16 protein-coding genes are annotated in these 21,467 nt (G+C 63.7%); 8 read left to right on the forward strand and 8 right to left on the reverse strand.

What is annotated here, in order from left to right; all coding sequences use genetic code 11:
* Positions 1-6: 6 nt before the first annotated feature.
* The gene (locus tag A5784_RS10990; protein ID WP_064944938.1) at positions 7-2,805 is read right to left on the reverse strand and encodes an AAA family ATPase; all 2,799 of its coding nucleotides are present in this window, start codon (positions 2,803-2,805) and stop codon (positions 7-9) included.
* On the reverse strand, positions 2,802-3,749 hold the full coding sequence (locus tag A5784_RS10995; protein WP_064944939.1) for an alpha/beta hydrolase: 948 nt from the start codon (positions 3,747-3,749) through the stop codon (positions 2,802-2,804). Before A5784_RS10995 ends, A5784_RS10990 begins: the two co-directional genes overlap by 4 nt.
* Positions 3,750-3,933: 184 nt before the next feature.
* On the opposite strand from A5784_RS10995, the gene A5784_RS11000 reads away from it, so the two are divergent.
* On the forward strand, positions 3,934-4,794 hold the full coding sequence (locus tag A5784_RS11000; RefSeq protein WP_064944940.1) for an NAD(P)-binding domain-containing protein: 861 nt from the start codon (positions 3,934-3,936) through the stop codon (positions 4,792-4,794).
* Positions 4,795-5,012: 218 nt separating this feature from the next.
* Positions 5,013-5,849, forward strand: coding sequence for an NmrA/HSCARG family protein (locus A5784_RS11005; RefSeq protein ID WP_064944941.1), 837 nt, complete (start codon positions 5,013-5,015; stop codon positions 5,847-5,849).
* Positions 5,850-5,896: 47 nt separating this feature from the next.
* Here the strand turns inward: A5784_RS11005 and A5784_RS11010 are convergent, their stop codons facing one another.
* The gene (locus A5784_RS11010) at positions 5,897-6,769 is read right to left on the reverse strand and encodes a glyoxalase (protein ID WP_197514698.1); all 873 of its coding nucleotides are present in this window, start codon (positions 6,767-6,769) and stop codon (positions 5,897-5,899) included.
* Positions 6,770-7,036: 267 nt separating this feature from the next.
* Here A5784_RS11010 and A5784_RS11015 point away from each other — a divergent pair, with 267 nt between their 5' ends.
* The 6 genes from A5784_RS11015 (at position 7,037) to A5784_RS11040 (ending at position 14,248) form a co-directional block, all read left to right on the forward strand.
* The gene (locus A5784_RS11015; protein WP_064944943.1) at positions 7,037-8,044 is read left to right on the forward strand and encodes an amidohydrolase family protein; all 1,008 of its coding nucleotides are present in this window, start codon (positions 7,037-7,039) and stop codon (positions 8,042-8,044) included.
* The gene (locus tag A5784_RS11020) at positions 8,041-9,210 is read left to right on the forward strand and encodes an FAD binding domain-containing protein (RefSeq protein ID WP_064944944.1); all 1,170 of its coding nucleotides are present in this window, start codon (positions 8,041-8,043) and stop codon (positions 9,208-9,210) included. The genes A5784_RS11015 and A5784_RS11020 overlap by 4 nt, the downstream gene beginning before the upstream one ends.
* Positions 9,211-9,285: 75 nt before the next feature.
* Complete coding sequence (locus A5784_RS11025; RefSeq protein ID WP_064945107.1) at positions 9,286-11,574, forward strand: xanthine dehydrogenase family protein molybdopterin-binding subunit; 2,289 nt, start codon at positions 9,286-9,288, stop codon at positions 11,572-11,574.
* Positions 11,556-12,086, forward strand: coding sequence for a (2Fe-2S)-binding protein (locus A5784_RS11030; protein ID WP_064944945.1), 531 nt, complete (start codon positions 11,556-11,558; stop codon positions 12,084-12,086). Before A5784_RS11025 ends, A5784_RS11030 begins: the two co-directional genes overlap by 19 nt.
* A complete protein-coding gene (locus tag A5784_RS11035) occupies positions 12,083-13,069 on the forward strand; it encodes an FAD binding domain-containing protein (protein ID WP_064944946.1) in 987 nt (328 codons plus the stop codon). Before A5784_RS11030 ends, A5784_RS11035 begins: the two co-directional genes overlap by 4 nt.
* 537 nt (positions 13,070-13,606) lie before the next feature.
* Positions 13,607-14,248 carry a hypothetical protein gene (locus A5784_RS11040; protein WP_064944947.1) on the forward strand — a complete coding sequence of 214 codons (642 nt, stop codon included), beginning with the start codon at positions 13,607-13,609 and terminating at the stop codon, positions 14,246-14,248.
* A gap of 756 nt (positions 14,249-15,004) precedes the next feature.
* Here the strand turns inward: A5784_RS11040 and A5784_RS11045 are convergent.
* The 5 genes from A5784_RS11045 to A5784_RS11065 all read right to left on the reverse strand — a co-directional run bounded on the left by A5784_RS11045 (position 15,005) and on the right by A5784_RS11065 (position 21,056).
* Complete coding sequence (locus tag A5784_RS11045; RefSeq protein ID WP_064944948.1) at positions 15,005-16,090, reverse strand: S-(hydroxymethyl)mycothiol dehydrogenase; 1,086 nt, start codon at positions 16,088-16,090, stop codon at positions 15,005-15,007.
* Between the two features lie 33 nt (positions 16,091-16,123).
* Entirely contained in the window at positions 16,124-18,172 is a 2,049-nt protein-coding gene (locus tag A5784_RS11050; RefSeq protein WP_064945108.1) for an NADH:flavin oxidoreductase, read from the reverse strand.
* A 154-nt stretch (positions 18,173-18,326) separates the two neighbouring features.
* Complete coding sequence (locus A5784_RS11055) at positions 18,327-19,466, reverse strand: aromatic ring-hydroxylating oxygenase subunit alpha (RefSeq protein ID WP_064944949.1); 1,140 nt, start codon at positions 19,464-19,466, stop codon at positions 18,327-18,329.
* A 40-nt stretch (positions 19,467-19,506) separates the two neighbouring features.
* Positions 19,507-20,697, reverse strand: a complete 1,191-nt coding sequence (locus tag A5784_RS11060; RefSeq protein ID WP_064944950.1) for an NAD(P)/FAD-dependent oxidoreductase — start codon at positions 20,695-20,697, stop codon at positions 19,507-19,509.
* Positions 20,694-21,056, reverse strand: coding sequence for a bifunctional 3-phenylpropionate/cinnamic acid dioxygenase ferredoxin subunit (locus tag A5784_RS11065; protein WP_064944951.1), 363 nt, complete (start codon positions 21,054-21,056; stop codon positions 20,694-20,696). Before A5784_RS11065 ends, A5784_RS11060 begins: the two co-directional genes overlap by 4 nt.
* Positions 21,057-21,467 lie beyond the last annotated feature (411 nt).

The following is a 21,467-nucleotide window of genomic DNA, read 5'->3' on the forward strand; positions in this document are numbered from 1 at the left end:
TGGTCGTCACGTCGACGGATCGTGCGCGACGATGTCACGCAGTTGATGGCGCCGGCTCACGCCCAGCTTGGGGTACACGTTGTAGAGGTGAGAGGCGATGGTCCGCGGGGACAGGTTCAGCCGCTGGCCGATCTGACGATTGGTGAGACCTGACGCGGCCAACGCTACGATCTGACGCTCCTGAGCGGTGAGGGCATCGAGTCCCTCCACTGCTGTCGACGATGCCGATGCCGTGACTCCGGCGGCGCGCAGTTCTGCCCGTGCGATCTGGGCGAACGGAGCGGCGCCGAGCCGCTCGAATACCTCCAGCGCTGCGGTCAGCTGCGTACGAGCTTCGGCAGGGCGGCGTACCCGGCGCAGCCATTCGCCGTAATGCAAACGGGCGCGGGCACGTTCCATCGGCCACTGATCTCCCGTCGGATCGAACACCGCCAGTCGGTAGTGCCGTTCTGCCACATGCGTCGACGTAGTGAGGGCAAGTGCCTGATGACGTAGCAACCGGAGCCGAACCGGTGGGTTCGACCCCAGTTGCCGTCCGATGGCCACGACCATCGGCCGCACCTCGTCAAGGTGTCCGCTGCGCGCCCCGGCCCAGGCCAGGTCTGCAAGCCCGCGATGGGCCACCACGAAATGGACGGGCTCACCGTCCGCGTCGAACAACTGGCGCAATGCGCGATAAGCGGTTTCGAAGTCGCCACGCGCGAGGGCAATGGATCCTTCCGCTCGCATCAACGCCGCCGCGGTCGCAGATCCACCATTGTCAGCCTTGATCCGCAGTGCTGCGGTCAACGCCTCCGCGGCGCCGTCGGTGTCTCCGAGGCAAGCGAGCAGATGCGCTTTCGCTGCACTACTTTCCGTGTGTAGCAGCGCTAAATCATATACGGCACAGAGCGTTTCAGTCTCTTCGAGCAGATCCTGCAAATCCGACCAGCGCCCAGCATCCAGCAGAGCCCAGGCCAGGGTCGCCATGGCGTAGGTGAACCCACGCAGCCCACCGTCCGATTTGAGGCGCTCGACCGCGTCGCCGAGTTCACTGACCGCCAGCGCGGTGTCCTCCGTGGCATATGCCATGGCGCCGATGATCAGCCGCCGGTAGGGTTCGGCGTCGGCCGACATCGGCTGCAGCCACCGCCGATCCCACGGTGCGGGTCTGCTGTGCTCGCTCGCGGCACTGTCGGCGTACATCGAGACATAGTCCCGCTGCAAAGGACCCGTCTCAGCCGGTAGCGGCGTGGGGAAGACACTCTCGCCGAGGACATCACCGGCAGTTTCGTCGAGCCAGCGTCGAAGATCCCGCCGATGGGCCAGCTCACCGGAGTAGTACGCAGCCGATGCGGCGCAGTACATCAGCGCCAACCGCAACCGGGCGTTGGCAGGCCTGGCCCCATCCAAGGTGCTGCGCACCACATCGCACGCCTGAGCCGGCCGGGCCGATTGCACCAGGATCGAGGCGCGGGTCAACGCTGCCTGCCCGACGATTTCAGGATCAGACGAACTCTGCATCGCGCTTGTGGCCAAGGACGAAGCCCAAGACGGATCGCCACCGAAGTTCGCAGCCACCGACGCAAGCGTGAACCGCCGGGCTGCGTCGGTACCGCTTGGGCTGAGCTCGCCGGCCCGCTGCAGCGCTCGTGCCACCTCGAGATAGCCGCCACGTTGCTGCGACTGCTCTGCGCCCTGTTCCAACAGCGCGGCCACCATTTCATCAGTGCCGGTGGCAGCCGCTGCGAGATGCCATGCGCGGCAGGGCACATCGAGTTTAGGAGACGCTGCGAGCGCGATGTGTGCGGCGCGGCGCTCATCGAGAGCACCCTCACTGTAGGCAATGCTGCGCAGTAACGGATGACTGAACCGCACCCGTCGATCCTCACCGATCGTCACCAGCCCGGCCTCGATCGCAGGCTCCCACCGGGACAGCTCATGGCCGAAACCGGCTGCGGCGGTGACTGCGTCGACAGTCTCGTACCCTGCGCCGGCAGCGGCGAACAGGGCCAGCTTGCGGGTGTCCGCCGGTAGCTCGGACAGCTGCGCGGCGAACAGCGCGTAGGCGAATCCGGAACCCACCATGTGGTTCTCCCGGAAAGTCGCCGACCCCGACTTACCGTAGAACCGCGCAGATTCTATGAGCGCCAGCGGGTTTCCTCCGGACCAACGGATGATCTCGCCCCGCACACTGGAGTCGGGCACCACGGACTGTGTCTCGATCAGTTCGGCCGCAGCCGCGTCGGACAGGGGCGCGACGTCGATCACCGTGACCGATCGGTCGATGCCACGCAACGGATCGATACGCCGAGCACTCAGCAACACCCGGACCGGCAGGTGTGGCACACGGCCGATCACGTAGCTGAGCACCTGACGGGAATCTGGCTCGAAACGGTCGAAATCGTCGAGCACCAACACCACTGGTTGACGAGCCGCCACGACTGCAAGCAACGCCAGCACCGCCTGCTGTATCAACACCGGCCCTGGACTCGTCGAATCGGCTCGCGAGCCAAGGACATCGGCCAAGCCATCGCGCAGATCCTTAGGCAGCTCGTGGATTTGATCGATGACGGGCATGATGAGTTCAGCCAGCGCTGTGTAAGGCTGGACATGATCTGGTTCTGTCCCGCTCGCGAAGAGCACCCGGGCGGGCGGCGTCACTTGGTTCATGGCGCAACGCAGCAACGTTGACTTGCCGATTCCAGGTTCCCCCACCAGGATGATCGCGCGCTGCGCATCGACCGCCCCGGAAGCGACGTCGGAGGTGAGGCGGATCAGCCGATCACGGCCGACGATCGGCAGTACCGCACGGACGACCGTCACGGGCGAAGCGCCTGATTGAGAAACGAAACGCCCTGTTCGAGCGCTGCCTGCGCCGAGGGAGTTTCACACAGTTGAGTCAGGACGACGAAGTCGTGCACCGTACCCAAGTACCGCGTGCACGTCACCTCGACCCCTGCCTCGCGCAAACGTTCTGCAAATGCCTCGCCTTCGTCGCGCACCACATCGGCCTCGGCGGTCACGATGAGCGTCGGCGGCAAGCCGGTCAGATCCGTGCGTGAGGCGCGTAACGGCGATGCCGTCGGACTGTCTGCATCACCATCGCAATACTGCTCCCAGTACCACGCCTGTTCGTCGCTGGTGAGCAAGTACTCCTCGGCGAATGCCTCGTGAGACGGATACTCGCACCGCGCGTCCGTCGGCGGGTAGTACAGCAGTTGAGCCTTGATCCGTGGGCCTCCGCGTGACTTGCACACCATACACATCGCGGCGGCGATGGTGGCGCCCGCGCAATCACCGCCCACCGCAATGGCTTTCGGGTCAATCTCCAACGACTCGGCATTGTCACGGACCCACAGCAGAGTGGCGTAACACTCTTCTAGCGCGACCGGATAACGAGCTTCGGGCGTCCGGCTGTATTCGGGCACGATCACCGCCGCAGCGCACCGCGCTGCGATCGTACCGACCACACGTCCATGGGTATCGGCGTCACCGAACATGAACCGGCCGCCGTGAACATACAGGACGGCCGGCAGCGGCCCCACCGCACCGGTCGGCCGCACCAACCAGAAACCGACCAGGCCGGCGGGGCCGACCTGAGCAGTGTGGAACCGCACCTCGGTACCGGGCTGAGAGATGCTGCTGCGTTGCGCCTCACGCAATGCCAGTCGGCCATCCTGCGGTCCGAGCTGGCCGAGGCTGGGGGGTACCGCCATCGCTGCGACCAGGCGCGCAACGGTCGGGTCCAACACTATGTCCCGGCTCACGGCATCCTTCCCGCAATGTGCCGACCGACGTCAACAACATGCCGCACTTTACGCCGGAACAGCCGACCAGGCAGGCCGGCGTCGCGGTCCCCAGTCATTCGACTGATGACCGCAGCGTCCGAGGCCTGCAGACTCACCATGCGTACATATCAACCGGCCGAACCATGCTCACGATCGGAGAATCATGCTCACTGTCGGTGTCGTCGGTGTCGGGGACATGGGAACCGCCATGCTGCCGCATCTGCTCGACTCCGGCTTCGCGGTGACCGCCTACGACACCGATCCCGACCGGATGCGGGCGGCGACGGCCGCTGGCGCGCAGCCCGCGGCATCGCCTGCGGCTGCCGCGCAGTACAGCGATGTCGTCTTGAGCCTGGTCATGTCGGCAGACATCGCGACGGCTCTCTGGGCCACCGACGGCGCGCTCGCCGGATTGGGACCGGACGCGGTTCTGGTGAGCTGTTCCACCACGACGCCTCAGATGGCAGCAAGAATACGGGCGAAGGTGCCGGCTCGAGCGATGGTCGTGGATGCTCCCATCATCGGCGGCGTGCGTTATGCCCAGGACCGATCGATCACGTTTCTCGTCGGCGGCTCCCCGGAGGCCGTGCGTAAGGCGGACAGCGTGTTATCGGTTCTGGGCAAGGTCGAGCAGGTCGGCCCGTACGGCACCGGCGTCGCCTACAAACTGATCACCAACGCGTTCGTGATGGCCGCCGAGGTCGGGCTCCGGGAAGCCCTCGACGTCACCGACATACTCGGTGGCGATTACGCCACCGCACTGCGCCTCTTCGGCGTTGGCCCGATGGCTGCCGTCGTGAACCGGGCGCTCGATGAATCGAACCCGCGCCCACTACGGGCATCGGCCGAAGACTTCGACACCCTGCTGTCGATCGTCGACGATCCCGCGGCGCTACCGATTTCGGCGGCAGGGCGGGACCGACTTTGGGCGGCAGTGGATTCGGACCAGGACTACGAACCGATGTTCGTCGACCTGACCCGCAGAACTACCGCCCTACCCGCCTACCGGTCGCCACGGCAGTAGGTGTTCGTCCGCTCCGAAAGCCTGGCGTATGAGTTCTTGGGCGAGGTGCACAGCGGAGATACCCTCTACTCACAGCTGGAGATCACTGAACTCATCCCCGACACAAGCGAGGGCGGGTCAAAGCCGCAGTGTCCGTGCATAATCAGCGCGGCGAGATACTGCTCTCCGGTGAGCACACCTATGTGTGGCGTAGCGACGCCGCCTGAAAGGACCATGCCATGTCAGCCACATACGCCGTCGTCGGCGCAACCGGAGCAACCGGTGGCGCCGTTGTCACCGCCCTCGCACACAGCGGAGTACAGGTCCGCGCGATCACCCGCAACCCGCAATCCACTCGTGCGCAGAAACTTTCCCAAGCCGGCGTCGAAGTGGCCGCAGCCGATCTCGACGACGTCGAGGCACTGACTCGCGCTTTCAGCGGTGCCACAGGGGTTTTCGCAGTGACCACCCCGTTCGAGGACGGCCCCGATGCCGAGCTGGCGCAGGGCCTGAACATGGTGACAGCTGCGGCGAAAGCCCGCGTTCCGCACCTGGTGTTCTCGTCAGTGGCCAACGCCGATCGACATACCGGGATACCGCATTTCGAGAGCAAGGCGGCTATCGAAACCGCGCTCGTCGGCTCCGGTGTCCCCTACACCATCGTCGGTCCCACCTACTTCTACGACAACATGCTCGGTGGCCTCGACGAATTGCGTGCCGGCAGGTTCGCTCTCCCCATCCCGCCCAACACCCCACTACAGCAGTTGTCCCGCCGGGACCTTGGCCGGTTCGTGGCAGCGGCGCTGCGCGATCCGCAACGCTTCATCGGGACGCGGATCGACGTGGCTTCCGATGCACCGACACCCCGTCAGATGACCGCAGACCTTGAGCAGGCGCTGGGACGGCCGATCGACTTGATCACGTTAGATCCGGCTCGGATCAGCTCGCCCGATATGCGCGCGATGTTCACCTACCTGTCCGAGCACGGCTACAGCGCTGACATCGTTGATCTGCGCCATAACTATCCGGAGATCGGCTGGCAGAGCTTCCAGGATTGGTTACGCGAAACTCTCTGAGCTGAGCCCTGGTCAACTTCCCGGACACCTGGGCTTGCTCCGACAGCTCAGTCGTTGTGGATTTCGGCGATATAGCCACCGGGCCACTGCAGCATCGCCGAGGTTGTGTTGCCGACATGCGCAGCAGGCACCACTACGCGTGCGCCTGCCGCCGTTGCCTTCGCGACGACTGCGGCGACGTCGCCAACCTGGTATCCGGCCAGTTCACGACCATACGGATAGGGCAACTGGCCGTCGGTGACCAATACCTGAGTGTTGCCGAACGGCGAATTCAGCTGAACCCGTCGGAATGTGGTGCCCGGCTTGCCGATCAGCGCGCCGTCAGCGGATGTGGTGTCGGATTCGATCTTGCCGCGGGTGAAGCTCAGGTATGACGGCAGGAACTTGTCCACCGAGTCCGCCGACAGGTAGATCCGATTGTCGGGCACCGTGGTCAACGGTGGGTAGCTGGGAGGTGTTGTGTGCCAATATAACTGGGCATTCACCCCACCCGGGAACTGAACGATCGCGTCGCGCCCGATCGGATCTGTGAACGGAGCGACCACGACAGCCGCCCCGGCCTCACGCGCTTGTTGAACGCCTGCATCCAAATTGGCCATCAGCCATCCGGTGCGTTCGGCACCGAACGGATAGGGCACAGCCGTGACGAACTCGAAAGCCGAGATGGTGCCGACCGGCGACAGGATCAGCTGTGACCTGGTCTGACTGGGTGTCGGCGTGACGGTCACGACTGCAGCTGGTTTGGTGCTACCACCGAAGGTGGCCAGCCAACTCGACACGAACGCGTCAAGCTGGCCAGGCTGCACATATACGTGCACGCTGTCGTATTGAGTCCCCACCGCCATACCGATTTCGGCACCAGATGTGGCGGCAGTCTGCGGCGGTGTAGGGCCCAGCACGTCACCGCCGCACGACGTCACCGAAAATATGGCAGCGGCCAATGCAATCCAACGAAAACGAGACGCGCTGTACATGTGTCTCCTAGTCAGTCCAGGATGCGGCGCGCAACGTTGGTGGTGACCAGGTCTGCAACGGTTGCCATCGCTCGTAACCTCACGTCGGTCGCTCTTGCCCGACCCATTCTTATCTGACCACGGTGCTCGTGCCATCAGTCATCCGACTGGTGACGCGGCGTATCACCCTGTGCGACAACTGAGGCGGAGACCCCGTTTGGCACAGGAGGATGCATGACGATCACAGTGAGACCATCACCCGCGAGCGCCGAAGAGATCACTGTCCGCGTTGTGACACTGGAGGAGCATTTCGCCACCGCCGAGTACCTCGACGCGACCGGCGAATTCATGCCGCGCGCCGGCACCTCGCCGGCACTGCGCGCAGCACTGATCGATCTCGACGAGACCCGTATCGCAGCCATGGACGCCGGCGGCGTCGACCTGCAGGTCCTCTCGCTGGCCGCCGGTGGCCAGCACCGGCTGAGACCAGCGGATGCCACTGCGCTGGTGCGCGACGCCAACGACGCGGCGTGCGCAGCCACCCGCCGCCATCCCACACGGCTGCGCATGTTCGCCAGCCTCGCTCTGCGCCAGCCCGAACGCGCCGCGAACGAATTGCGCCGAGGAGTACGGGAATTGGGATGCGTCGGGGGGTTTCTCAACGGCACCGAAGGTGGCTCGTTCCTGGACGACACCCGTTACACGCCGATCTTCGAAGCCGCCACTGAACTGAACGTGCCTCTTTACCTGCACCCGACCCCTCCAGCCCAACAGGTACGCGACGTCTATACCGCCGGGCTGCCCGAGGCCGCCGCGTACTTCCTGGGCACCGCTGCGTGGGCATGGCATGCCGAACTCGGACTGCATTGCCTACGGATCATTCTCGCGGGTGTACTGGACCGGTTCCCGACGCTGCGCTTGATCATCGGCCACCTCGGGGAGCATCTGCCGTTCGCGCTGTATCGCGCCCAGGACGGGCTGCCGACTTCGGTGACAGGACTGCAACGCCCGGTCAGCGAGTACTTTCTCGATCACTTCACCGTGACCACGAGCGGCTACTTCACAACCCCACCGTTCATGTGCGCCCGCGATGTCGTCGGCTCCGAACGGCTGATGTACTCGGTCGATTACCCGTACCGCCTGCCACGCGATGGTGCTGACTTTCTCCGCCAACTATCGCTGCCGCCAACGGAGTTGGCCGCGGTAGCTGCCGGCAATGCCGAGCGGATCCTCAACCTGTGAGCGGCCCCTGGTCGATCGCTGTGGTGGGCGGCTCGCTGGCCGGCCTGGCCGCAGCGGGCGAACTCAGCCGGTCCACCGACGCCCAGATCACTGTGTTCGAGCACACTGCCGGACCGCTGGCAGGCCGTGGCGCGGGAATCGTGATGCAGCCCGAGATTGAGTACCTGCTGTCGGTCACGGGTATTCGCCCCGACACAGTGAGCGTCGGGCTGCGCGAACGTCACCTGCTGCACTGCCACAGCCCGCCACGAACCATCACGATGCCACAGACCATGACCGCGTGGGACACGCTGTACCGTGCGTTCCGCACTGCGATCCCGAGCGTTGACTACCGCCAAGGCGTCACCGTCACTGCCGTCACTCCCGGGGAACGCGGCGTCGACCTCAGTTTCGCCGACGGCACCACGTCAACCTGGACACTGGTCATCGGGGCCGACGGGATCGGATCTACGGTGCGCCAGTCCGTTTCCGCCGCGCCGCCGCAATACACGGGCTATGTGGCATGGCGTGGTCTGGAAATCGAGGACGAGCTCCCAGCAGATATCACCGGCGAACTGAGCGAGCGGTTTACTCTCTACAGCGCCGATGGGATTCAGTTTCTCTGCTATCTCGTACCGGGACCTGCGGGTGAGATCACGCCAGGACGACGCCGAGTCAACTGGGTGTGGTACGTCAACGCGTCCGACGAGGCGTTCGGCGACATCATGACCGGACGGTCTACGCGCCGATACGACTACTTCCTGCCGGCCACGGATGTGTCCGAATCCAACAAGGCAACCTTGCAGGCATTGGCCGACAACGATCTTCCGCCACTCCTGGCACGGCTGGTCCGTCATTCGAAGCCGTTCCTGCAACCGGTGATGGATCTCGCCAGTGCACGCATGCGCAACGGCCGGGTGTTCGTCATCGGCGATGCCGCCGGAACCGTCCGCCCCCACACAGCCTCGGGAACGTCGAAATCGATCGCCGATGCCGCGCTCCTTGCGAACGCCTTTCGAGGATGGGCGCCCGGTGACCCCCTGCCCGAGGACCGACTGCACCTATGGGAGCGGCACCGACTGCGAGCGCTGCAAGACCTTGCAGTGATCGGCATCGGACGTGCAGTGACGTCCCGACTCGGCACCATGGACAGTCCGCACGTATGGGATCGGGTCGCACATCACTGACGGAACCTCAGTCATGTGACTGATGGACGCCTACATTGACCAGTGCCATGCTCGTCGCATGCAGGTGAACCGCCGGTGATCGGCAGCGCGTTCAACCGGGTCGAGGGATCCGACAAGGTCACCGGGTCCGCGCGATACACCGCAGACACGGTGATACCCGGGCTGCACTACGCGGTGCTGGTGCAATCCGAGATATCCCACGGGCACGTCACCCGCGAATCGCTGGAAGACGCCTCATCTCGCGCGCTGGCCGCTCCGGGTGTGTCGGTTGTGCTCACCCCGCTCAATTGTCCTGCACTGCAAACTCTTCCCACGGACCTGACCTGGGATCTGCCGTTGGAACGTCGACCCCCGCTGTCCGACCTGACCGTCCAATACCGCGGTCAACACATGGCACTCGTGGTAGCCGACACTCCAGAGAATGCAGAATTTGCAGCCTCGCTGATCAGGTTGACCTATCAGGAGGAACCTGCCGTCCTGGCCGCCCGGGAGGCGCTCAACCAGCCCCGACCGACTGGCGGTGCCGGACCCGTCCGCTCCGGTGTCTATCAACCTGACCACTTTGTAAAACTGGAAGACGAGAAACTCCAAGATCATCGGGGAGCCAGAGACGCACCTGAGGGCGGCATCAAGATCGCATCGCGGTACACGACACCCGAGAATGCGCACTACCCGATCGAACTATCGGCCACCGTCGCGGCATGGGACGGTGACTACCTCACGGTGCACGACACGACGCGCTGGATCGCCGGTGAACGGCAGGTCCTTGCCGCCTATCTGGGAACTACCGTCGACAAGATTCGAGTGATCTCACCGCTGGTCGGTGGCGCATTCGGCTCAAAGAGTTTCTTATGGATGCACGTCGTGTTGTGCGCCGTCGCGGCACGAATGGCCGGCACACCCGTGAAACTGGTGCTGAGCAGAGCCCAGATGTTCACCTCGACCGGTCACCGTCCACCTACCGAACAACACCTACACCTGGTCGCCGACACAGTCGGCTTGCTCAGCAGCGTCGAGCACCACACGCTGACCGAGACTTCCACGGTCGCTCACTTCTGCGAACCTGCAGGACTGTCCACCCGTTTCCTGTACCAATCGCCACGGATGGTGGTGTCCCACAATGTGGCTCGGGTAAACCGCCCCACCCCGTGCTTCATGCGCGGCCCGGGCGAGGCACCCGGACTGTTCGCTCTGGAGGTGGCGATGGACGAACTGGCGTACGCGTCGGGTGTCGATCCCCTGCATTTACGGGTCACCAACGACGCGGCTATCGATCAGGCAAGCGGTCAACCGTGGTCCGAGCGACACCTCACCGAGTGCTTCCAGGAAGGTGCCCGCCGATTCGGTTGGGACGCCCGGCCGCACACACCCCGCTCACTGAGCCGCAACGGCGTGAGGGTCGGCTGGGGGATGGCAACAGCAACGTACCCGGGGCGCAGAATGCCTGCCGGTTGTCGCGTGGTGACCCAGCCCAACGGAGCCGTCGAATTCGCCTCCGCCACACACGAAGTCGGCAACGGCGTGCGAACCGTGATGACCCAGATCGCGGCCGACACAATCGGTCTTGCGACAAGTCGGATCTCGTTCAGCTCGGGAGACTCGGCGTTCCCCGAAGCGCCCTACAGTGGCGCATCGCAAACGACTGCCACGGTGGGTTCGGCGGTGTACGACGCCGGGCAGGAATGGAAGCACCGACTGTTGAATCATCTCGTCAACAGCCGGGACTCACCGTACGCCGGTCGCGATGTCGCGGCGCTTGATATCCGCGACGATACGCTCGTCAGTTCCGATCCGACGCTGCCCACCATGTCGATCGACGAGCTCTTCACCCATGCCGACGATGCACTTCTGGACGTGTTGACGTTCACCATGGCCAGTCCCGGAGCACCCGAAAACGGTCCGGTGTCACAATCGTTCGGAGCTCACTTCTGTGAAGTCGAAGTCGACGAGGAGATCGGGCGCGCAGCGGTCACTCGTTGGGTCGCGGTGATGGACTGCGGAAAAGTGATCAATCCCAAGCTCGCCCGCAGCCAGGTCATTGGTGGCATCACGTTCGGGTTGGGCATGACCCTGCTCGAACATGTGCCGTACGACCCGGGAACAGGCCACGCCCTGGGGGAGTACTACGTACCGACCCACGCCGACGTCCCGTTCTTCGACATCAGCTTCATCGACAGTGCCGACTATCGCCTGGACAAGTTCGGCGCCCGGGGAATCGGCGAAATCGGCATCTGCGGCGTGCCCGCCGCGATCGCCAACGCCATCTTCCACGCCACCGGTCGCCGCGTGCGCGACTTGCCGATCACCATCGAGAACCTGTTGTCGCCATACCGCGGAGCCCGGACATGCACACCGTCAAATTGACCATCAACGGCACGGTATTCAGTATCGAGACCGATGTGCGTTCTACGCTGCTCGATCTGCTGCGTGAACGGATCCAGTTGACCGGCACCAAGAAGGGGTGCGATCACGGCCTGTGCGGTGCCTGCACGGTCACGGTCAACGGTGAACGTGTGGTGAGCTGCCTGACGCTGGCGGTCGCGATCGACGGTGCGGACGTCCTCACCATCGAGGGCATCGCCGACGGCGAGCATCTGCACCCCCTGCAGGGCGCGTTCGTCGAGCACGACGGGTTCCAGTGCGGCTACTGCACACCTGGACAGATCAGTTCGGCGCACGCGCTGCTGCGCGAACACGGCCGCGGCGATCTGTCTGCCGCGTCCTTCGAGAATCCAGCTGCCGACGTAAAGGCAGGACCGAAAACCCTGTGCAGCGCCGAGATCCGCGAACGAATGGCCGGAAACATCTGCCGCTGCGGGGCATATCCGAACATCATCGACGCGATAGCATCATGTCTGCCGGGCGATAACCAGTGAAGCCCTTTGACTTTCACCGCGCGGTCGATATCGACGACGCTCTCGACTGCGCCGCTGCTGGTGGCCAGTTCTACGCCGGCGGCACCAATCTGCTGGACTTGATGAAGCTGGGCGTCGAGGTCCCGACATCGCTCGTCGATATCGGAAATTTGGGTTTGGATACGATCACGGCGACCGAGAGTGGTGGCGTACTGATCGGCGCCGGCGTCACCAATAGCGCCATCGCCAACCACCGCCTGATCCGTAACCAGTACCCGGTGCTATCCCACGCCATTCTGTCCGGTGCGACAACGCAACTGCGCAACATGGCCACCGCCGGTGGGAATCTCATGCAGCGGACTCGCTGCCCCTACTTCATGGAACCCACGTTCCCGTCCTGCAATAAGCGCATGCCCGGTTCGGGATGCGGTGCGCTGGCCGGGTTCAACCGCGAGCACGCATTGTTCGGCGCCAGCGACTCGTGCGTTGCCGTGCACCCGTCCGACATGGCCGTGGCCTTGGCGATGCTGGACGCCGTCATCCACGTGACCTCACATGCCGGATCCCGCGAGATAGCCCGCGCACAGTTCTTCCGGCTACCCGAGCAGGAACCGCAGTCCGACAACACTATGCGGCCCGGCGAATTGATCACAGGCATCGAGCTGCCACCATCCCAATACGCCCGGCACAGCTGGTATCTCAAGGTGCGAGACCGGCACAGTTACGCGTTCGCGCTGGTATCGGTCGCTGCTGGGTTGACGATTCTCGACGGCGTCGTCTCGTCAGCTGCCATCGCGCTGGGCGGTGTGGCCGCCAAACCCTGGCGGGTGACCGCGGCCGAGGCCGCCCTGGTAGGCAAGCCAGCTGAAATCGAGAGCTTCGACACCGCAGCAGAGGTCGCCATAGCCGGCGCAACACCGCTGAGTCAGAACGCGTACAAGGTCGATCTCGGAAAGCACAGTGTCGTGCGCGCCCTGCAGCGTGCCAGCGCGTTACGTCGGTGACGGACTGCGCCCGTGTCACTGGAGTTCAAATCTCGTGCTCAAACAGGACCGACATCCCGCCGGGGAGAATCAACACGATTGTCACTAAACGGGCACCAAAGCCACGCATGAATAAACACAAATGATCGGCTTCAGAATCAATCCAAACCGTCCCAATACGACCATAAAAGAACACGTTTCAATTCGGGCCTCCAACGGGACTGCGGAGGCGGACGTCCAGCTGCCGGCCTCTTGTCCAAGGCATACCCGGCGGTGCCGATAGCGGTCGGCGCCTGCGCAACAAACACCCAGCACAGAGCTCTAATTGGGATGCTCGGCCATCGGTCCATCGTGCGACTGCATGTTTCCCGTCTGTGTCGGATTGGCACCGTGAACAGGCGGTTGTGCTGAAGCCAATTCTATGGCTTGCCAAAACCGCTGACCTGAGTTTGGATATGGTCCAGCTCACATACGGAAAAAGGCATTCCCCGCTGAGGCTCAATTCACAAGACTCGCTCAGCGCTTGCACTGCCCACCCGCGATTCGGAAGGGTTTTCAATGAGCGAACAGGAGTCGACCAGTGACCCGCCGCCCCGGCCGGAGAACGTCATCTACATCTACGACCCCGAGTACAGTCCGGCGGTCCAGTACTACTCGCTTCCGAGCCGTTTAACAGGCGGAGCCGACACCTTGAGTGAGGCGCGTTGCAACTTTCGGTCCGCGATGGCCGACCGGGCGGGCATCGACAGCCATGAGCTTCCCGCCGTCATAGAACATCAGGAGGCGGTAATCGCAAACATCTGGGTGCGCACCAGGATCGGCGGTTTCAGCCGGTCTGGCTCTTGCGGCGACACGCTGCGTCGCTTACTCCGGTCAGAGTCGGATCCAGCTCTACACCAACTCAATTCAGAACTTGGCTCGGTGACGGCCCGGGGACTGCGACCCGTCGTCGTGGTCGTCGAACCCGATGAGCCGATTGCCGCAGTGGCCACTCAGATGGCGTCCGACGACGCACTCTGGCTGGCTTTCACCGACTGTCGGCTCGATCTGGCATGGCTCGCGATCTACGGACCCGACGCGGACACCGGCGACGGCGCCGTCCAGCGGATCGAGGACATCGACCTACCTGCCATGGCGATCGGCACCCTCTTTGACCGCTACGCATTGACCAACGGCACCGCGTTACAGCTCAGTGGCTGACAGTGATGACTGAACCCCCACGCCGGCCGCTTGCGCTCGATCAAGCCAAGTCCTGTGCCTCGATGTGTGATTCCCGTTATAAACGGACGACTCTCGCACATCTGACTGGCCGATTTGATTGGCTTGTAGCCAAGCCGTTGGCCGTCGAGGAGCTTTGCTTCCGCCCGGACGCGGCCAATCGGGTCTACCGACCCGTCTACCTATTCGCACAACGTCGTGCCCCCGGAAATCTGTCGAACAGACGACTCGATACAGCGGAGTTCGTTCTGTGGGAGCAAAGGACGTCAAGCATGAACCCGCACCGACCCGTCACCTCCCCTCAAGCCGACCAGAGCTCCACTCGTCATGACGGAGAGAGCAGCCACGAAGCAGGGCTACCCGATGAACACGAACTGGCTTGGGACATTGTCGAGTTCGCTCGGTCGCGACTGTCTATCTCTGAACTCAACGCGGTTTTCATGAGGATCACCTCCGATGACTGCGTTGATGCCATCGATGTCGCACTGACAGCGCTGGAACGGGAAAAGGCTCCGCTTCCCGACGATCTCGCAAGGCGCCTCAATCGGTGGGTGAGTGCGTACGCAGGCCACCCGAGCTACCGACGGCTCCGCAGTCTAGGCCGCGGACATCCGACGGGATGAACATCGACCGCCCCAGGTCAGGTCGCTGCGGCACCGGTGATGTTGCCCGGTGCCGCAGCGGCCCTCCACAGCATTACGTCCCCGATGTGACAACGCGCAGGATGCGCAGGGCCGCTTACAGCACGACCACGGACCTCAGCACCTTGCCCTCGTGCATCGTGTGGAAAGAGTCTTCGACGTCATCGAGCTCGATCCGCTCGGAAACAAAGCGTTCCAGCGGCAGTCGTCCTTGCTGGTAGAGATCCACCAGCGCCGGGAAGTCACGTTCGGGCAGGCAGTCGCCGTACCACGAAGACTTCAATGCTCCACCGCGGGAGAAGAAGTCGATCAGGGGCATCTGCAGAATCATGTCCGGGGTGGGCACGCCGACCAGCACGACAGTGCCGGCCAAATCGCGGGCGTAGAACGCCTGCTGCCAGGTTTCGGGGCGGCCGACCGCATCGATCACGATGTCGGCGCCGAACCCACCGGTGATGGCCTGCACAGCCTCGACACAGTCATCCTCGGCGGCGTTCACAACGTGCGTCGCACCGAGATCCTGGGCCCACTGTAACTTTCGCTGATCACGGTCAACGGCGATGATGGTACCCGCACCGGCGAGGCGAGCACCCAGAATAGCGGCGTCGCCGACCCCGCCGCAGCCGATGACGGCGACTGAGTCGCCGCGGGAGACGTTGCCGGTGTTGACCGCCGCACCGATCCCGGCCATCACGCCACAGCCGAGCAGTCCGACAACGGCAGGATCGGCGTTGGCATTGACCTTGGTGCACTGGCCGGCATGGACAAGCGTCTTGTCGGCGAAGGCACCGATGCCCAGCGCCGGAGTCAGTTCAGTACCGTCTTCGAGCGTCATCTTCTGGGTGGCGTTGAAAGTATCAAAGCAGTACTGCGGGCGGCCGCGCTTGCAGGCCCGGCACTGTCCGCACACCGCGCGCCAGTTGAGGATCACGAAGTCGCCCACCGCGACGGATTCGACGCCACTGCCGACTTCTTCGACCACGCCCGCAGCCTCGTGGCCGAGTAGGAATGGGAACGCGTCGTTGATTCCGCCGTCACGGTAGGTGAGGTCGGTGTGGCACACCCCGCAGGCCTGCACCCGCACGACGACCTCGCCTGGGCCGGGATCGGGAATGACGATGGTGGTGAGCTCGACCGGCGCACCCTTTTCTCGGGCGATCACGCCCCGAACATGCTGCGGCATGGGATCACTCTCTTTCAGGAACTTTTCGGACAGTTATAGGACGATGCACAGACGGAATGCGTCGTAGATCGCAGCATGGATGTTGCGGCTGGCGACCGCATCACCGATCCGGAACAATTGGTATCTGCCCGTCGGGTTGCGAACGACGTTCTGCGGCTGCAGGTTCAGCAGCGCTTGCTGATCGACCTCGCCGAGGTTCGATGAGCCGGCGACCAACGCGAAGTAGAGTTCGTCGGAGGGCAGGGTACCGTGTTCGACGACCACTTGGTCGACGATGCGCTGACGGGTGGCGTGCGCGTACTCGTTATACAGATCCACTTCCAGGCGACCGTCCTTACGCCGTACCGCCGTTAGCCGTTCGTTGAGCGTCACGCGGACGCCGTGCTCGGCGAATACCTTGAAGTATCCGGGATAGTTCACTCCCCCGACATCCGGAGCCAATGTTCGCTCCGGGGTGACGATTTCGACTGGTGCACCGGAGCGGGCCAACACCTCGGCGGCGTCCATGCCCGGATGGCCACCATTGTCGTCATAGAACAGCACCTGCCCGCGCGGGCGCACCGCTCCGCACAGTACATCCCAGCCGTCAGTGACCAGATGAGTTCCCTCCGCGAGGAATTCGGTGTTCGGCACACCGCCGGTCGCGACGACAACCAGGTCGGGATTCTCGGCCAGCACCTCCTCGGCATCGACGTAGCTGTTTGTCCGGACTTCGACGTCGTGCAGTTTGCACTCATCCAGACGCCATTCGATGATGCTGATGAGATCGCGGCGCCGCGGCGCCGCGGACGCGAGTCGGATCTGGCCGCCCGGCTCGTCCGCAGCTTCGAAGACGACCACTCGATGACCCCGCTCCCCCAGCACCCGCGCCGCTTCCAACCCGGCTGGACCCGCCCCGACCACCACCGCGGTTCGCGCAGGCCCCGTGGCAAGTGGCACCTTGTGCGGCATCCGGTCTTCGCGTCCAGTGGATGCATTGTGCACGCACTTGGCGTCACGATTCTGATAGATCTCGTCCAAGCAGTAGCTGGCACCGACACACGGCCGAATCCGGTCTTCCTCGCCCGCACGGATTTTCGCTACGATATGCGGGTCGGCGATATGTGCACGCGTCATCCCGACAAGGTCGATAATGCCGTCACGAATCGCATGCCGCGCGGTCGCCACATCGTTGATCCGTGCAGCGTGCATGACCGGGATCGACAGCGCTTGCTTGACCTGCCCCGCGAATTCGAGATGCGGTGCGACGGGCGTACCCATCGGGGGGATGACCCGCGACAGCGCCTCGTCGCTGGCCATGTAACCCTTGATCACACTGATGAAATCGATCCCCTCGGCCGCCACGCGCCTGGCGATCTCCACTCCTTCGTCGTAGCCCAACCCACCCTGCTCATCCTCGTCGAGCGACATCCGGATGCCGACCACGAAATCGGGTCCCACGGCCTCGCGTACAGCGCGAATCACCCTCAGCGGGAAGCGAAGCCGGTCCTCCATGGTGGCGATGCCGTACTCGTCGTCACGGTGATTGGTCAGAGGTGACCAGAACGCGTCCAGCAGGTGGGTGTATGCCTCGAGTTCGATCCCGTCGAGCCCGGCTTCGCGGCACCGTTGCGCGGCATCGGCGTAGGCGCGCACGATGCGCTCGAGGTCCCATTCCTCGGCCACCTTGGGGAACGACCGGTGAGCAGGTTCCCGGATCGATGATGGAAAGACGACCGGTAGCCAGTCCCCGTCGTAGTTGCTCGTGCGACGGCCGAGATGGGTGACCTGGCACATCACTGCCGCGCCGTTCTCGTGCACGCCGTATGCCAGTTCTCGTAACCAGGGCACGATCTCGTCCTTGTAGAGGTGCAGATTGCCGAAGGCCGCGGGGCTGTCCGGGGCGACCACCGCCGAGCCGCCCATCATGGTGAGCGAGACCCCGCCTTTGGCCTTCTCTTCGTGGTAGAGCCGGTACCGCCGTTTCGGCATGCCGTCCTCAGTGTAGGAGGGCTCGTGAGAGGTGCTGACCACCCTGTTCCGCAGGGCGACGTTCTTCAGCTGAAACGGTTGCAGGAGCGGGTCGAGGAGTTGCGATGTCATACGGATCCGACCTTCTGAAATGTTGGGCGCATCGTGGAGAACGCCCAGTTGTAGCCGCAAGTGAATGTGTCCGACCGCGCCGTCGGCGTGCTTGTCTGAAGTTACGAAATATGGTGAATCGAGGGCCTTGGGCCGCAGATCCACTCCCACACCGTCATTCGGCGATCTTGTCGCGCAACCAATCATGGAAGACGCCGATGTGGTGCTCGCTGGGTACCAGCACACCACCTTCGCGATACATCCGTGAGTCCATCGCGGGTTGGCAACGCTCGCAGGCTTCGAAATCCTGCTGGTTGACCCGGTGGAACAGCTCGACAGACCGGTCGAGGTCACGACCGGATTCGACTACGCCAGGCAAGTACAGCCAGTCGCATTCCACCACCGTATGGTCGGCGGCCAGCGGGAACATCCGGTGCACGATCACATGATCAGGAACCAAGTTCACGAACACCTGCGGGCGAATGGTGATGGCGTAATAGCGACGATCCTGATCCTCGGTCACGCCGGGAATATGATCGAGGCCCTCCGATCCATCGATGGTGAAACCCTGGACGTCCTGCCCGAACTCGGCGCCATGCCCCACGTAATATTGCGCGGCATACCCGTCGGCGAACTCCGGCAACACCTCGGTCAGTTCCGGGTGGATTGTGGCGCAGTGGTAGCACTCCATGAAGTTCTCGATGATGAGCTTCCAGTTCGCCTTGACGTCGTAGACAATCCGACGCCCCACACTGAGGTCTGCGACGGTGTAGTGGTCGATCGACTCGATGTCACCGAGCCGGTCCACGACCTCCTGCATGACGGTGTCCTCGAACGACGGGGGCGCCTCGGCAAGGCACACCCACACATAGCCGAGCCACTGTTTGACCGCGATCTTGCGCAGCCCGTACTCGACCCGGTCGATGTCGGGCATCTTGGTCAAGTTCGGCGCGGCGATCAGCTTGCCGTCCAGATCGTAAGTCCAAGCGTGGTATGGGCATTGGAACGCACGCTTGACCTCGCCGGCATCCTCGGTGCACAACCGGGCGCCGCGGTGGCGGCACACGTTGAAGAAGGCATTGATGTCGCCTGTGCGTGACCTTGTCACGAGCACGCTCTCACGACCGACCTGGACAGTCTTGAACGCGCCGGGCTTGTCGAGATCCGAGGCCCGCACAACGCAAAACCACATCTGCTCGAAGACCTTTTCCTGTTCGAGCGCGAAGACCTCGGGATGAGTGTAGTAATGGCCGGCCAAGGTGGGGATCAGGCTCTCAGGCAAGCCCGTAGCGGATCCGGGTACTGCTGTGGTCACTGGGTTCCTTATATCTGTGGACGGGTTGGAGGACGAGGAATCAAGCGGTGGCTGCGATCTGCCGCCGCCGGCGAGTGAACAGCCGTGGCTGGTCGATCGCCAGGACCGCAACGATGCGGTTGTCACGGCGGTAGGTCGCCAGGAAGCAGTGGTCTTCGCAACTGCCGTCTTCGATGACGATCTCGTCGTCGGGGGCGGCGATACCGGCGAACTGGATTCTCGAGCCGTACTGGTCTGACCAGAAGTACGGGGGCTTGACGGGCGAGCAGGGGTCCGAACCCCCGGATAGCAAGGTGGAGACGGCGATAGCTGGTCGCTCGAGAGCGCCGGTCCAATGTTCGACGCGGTGTGTCACACCGGTGGAAGCGTCGAGCCACGCCGCGCAGTCCCCCACCGCGACGACATTCGGGATGCCTGTCTGCCCGTTCGACCCGCACAGCACACCGTTACCGAGGCGCAGGCCGCTACCGTGCAGCCACTCGATGTTGGGTATGCCGCCGATACCGACCACGACGACATCAGCCGGCAGGTGTCGGCCATCGGCGAGGTCTACACCGGTTACCCGGCAAGCGGAGTGGGAATCCTGCCGGGAGTCGTGCTCGGCGGCCAGCCCCACAACGCCGACACCACAGATAAGTGTGGTCCCGTTGACCGCGTGCGCGGACGCAATAACGGCGCCCATCGTCGGTCCGAGTTGCGTCTGCAATGGGGTCATCGCCGCCGACACGACGGTTACCTCGAGGCCGAGTTCGCGTGCGGTCGAGGCGACTTCGGCGCCGATGAAACCGCCACCAATGACAACCAGGCGCGCGCCCGCGTGTAGCTCGGCGCGCAACGCGATCGCGTCGTCAATGGTGCGGACCACGTGCACACCGGCCATGCGTTCGCTCCGGGGCAACCTGCGCGCCCGCGAGCCGGTCGCGATCACCACACCGTCGGCATCGATCCGCGCACCATCGGCGAGTTCGATTGCACCGCAGCCGGTATCGAGTTTCGCAGCTGCCACCCCGAGGCGCCATTGCGCACCCAGGTCGTCCCCATCGGACTCGAGGGCCAGATCGGCCTCGGTGACCTTGCCGGACAGGAACTCCTTGGACAGCGGTGGCCGATCGTACGGCCGTCGCGCCTCATCTCCAATGATGGTCAACGCGCCGTCAAAACCATTGGCTCGCAGGGCCCGCGCGGCTGACAGTCCAGCCAGCGATGCCCCGACGATCGCGACGTGCTTCACGGCTTGCCTGCCTCGCCCAGTCGCGAGCGGATGTCGGGCGGCAGGTTGGGAGCGTAGGTACTCAGTTCGACTTTGATGACGCCATCCTCGATGACCACCCTGTGCGTGCGGACCGGCAGCTTCGCCGGCGGTGCGTCAACCGCACCCGTACGCAGATCGAATCGTGAAGCATGCAAAGGACATTCAATCTCACACCCCTCCAACCATCCGTCTGCCAACGAAGCATCTTGGTGCGAACACGTGTCATCGATGGCGAACACCTCGCCGTCCTCGGTATGGAAGACCGCGATTGGAGGATCGGCCTCCACGCGACGCGACTCCCCGGGCGGTAGGTCGGTTAGCAAACAAATCTCAAGCATGAACGGCCCCTCAGGCAACTATGGTGCGGATAGCGCAACGCACTCGTTATACGCAACAGTGTGAGAGGTGTCGTAACGCTTGTCAAGTGGAAGGAAAAACGACATGTCGTCGGCATCAGCCGGCGGCACCACCATTCCCATTGCCATGAGAACGGTTGTGCTCCAAGTTATTTAATCCTCCGGACCATGGGTGACGACGCTGCACCTCCGGGCGACCTGGCGCATTCTTGCTCGGTGCCGAAACCGCATGGGCACTCCGCCGAATGCCAGGGTCTGGTCAGCACGGCGTGTGCGTCACATTCTGAGCTCGGTGACCCGGTCGCCTAGCACTGATGGACGAAATCGCCTGCAAATCAGTACATATGAACGACATGTTACGAATTTCAGCCGCTTTACAGTGCGCCAGTTACA

This window comes from Mycobacterium sp. 852013-50091_SCH5140682 (assembly GCF_001665685.1).
Lineage (GTDB): Bacteria > Actinomycetota > Actinomycetes > Mycobacteriales > Mycobacteriaceae > Mycobacterium.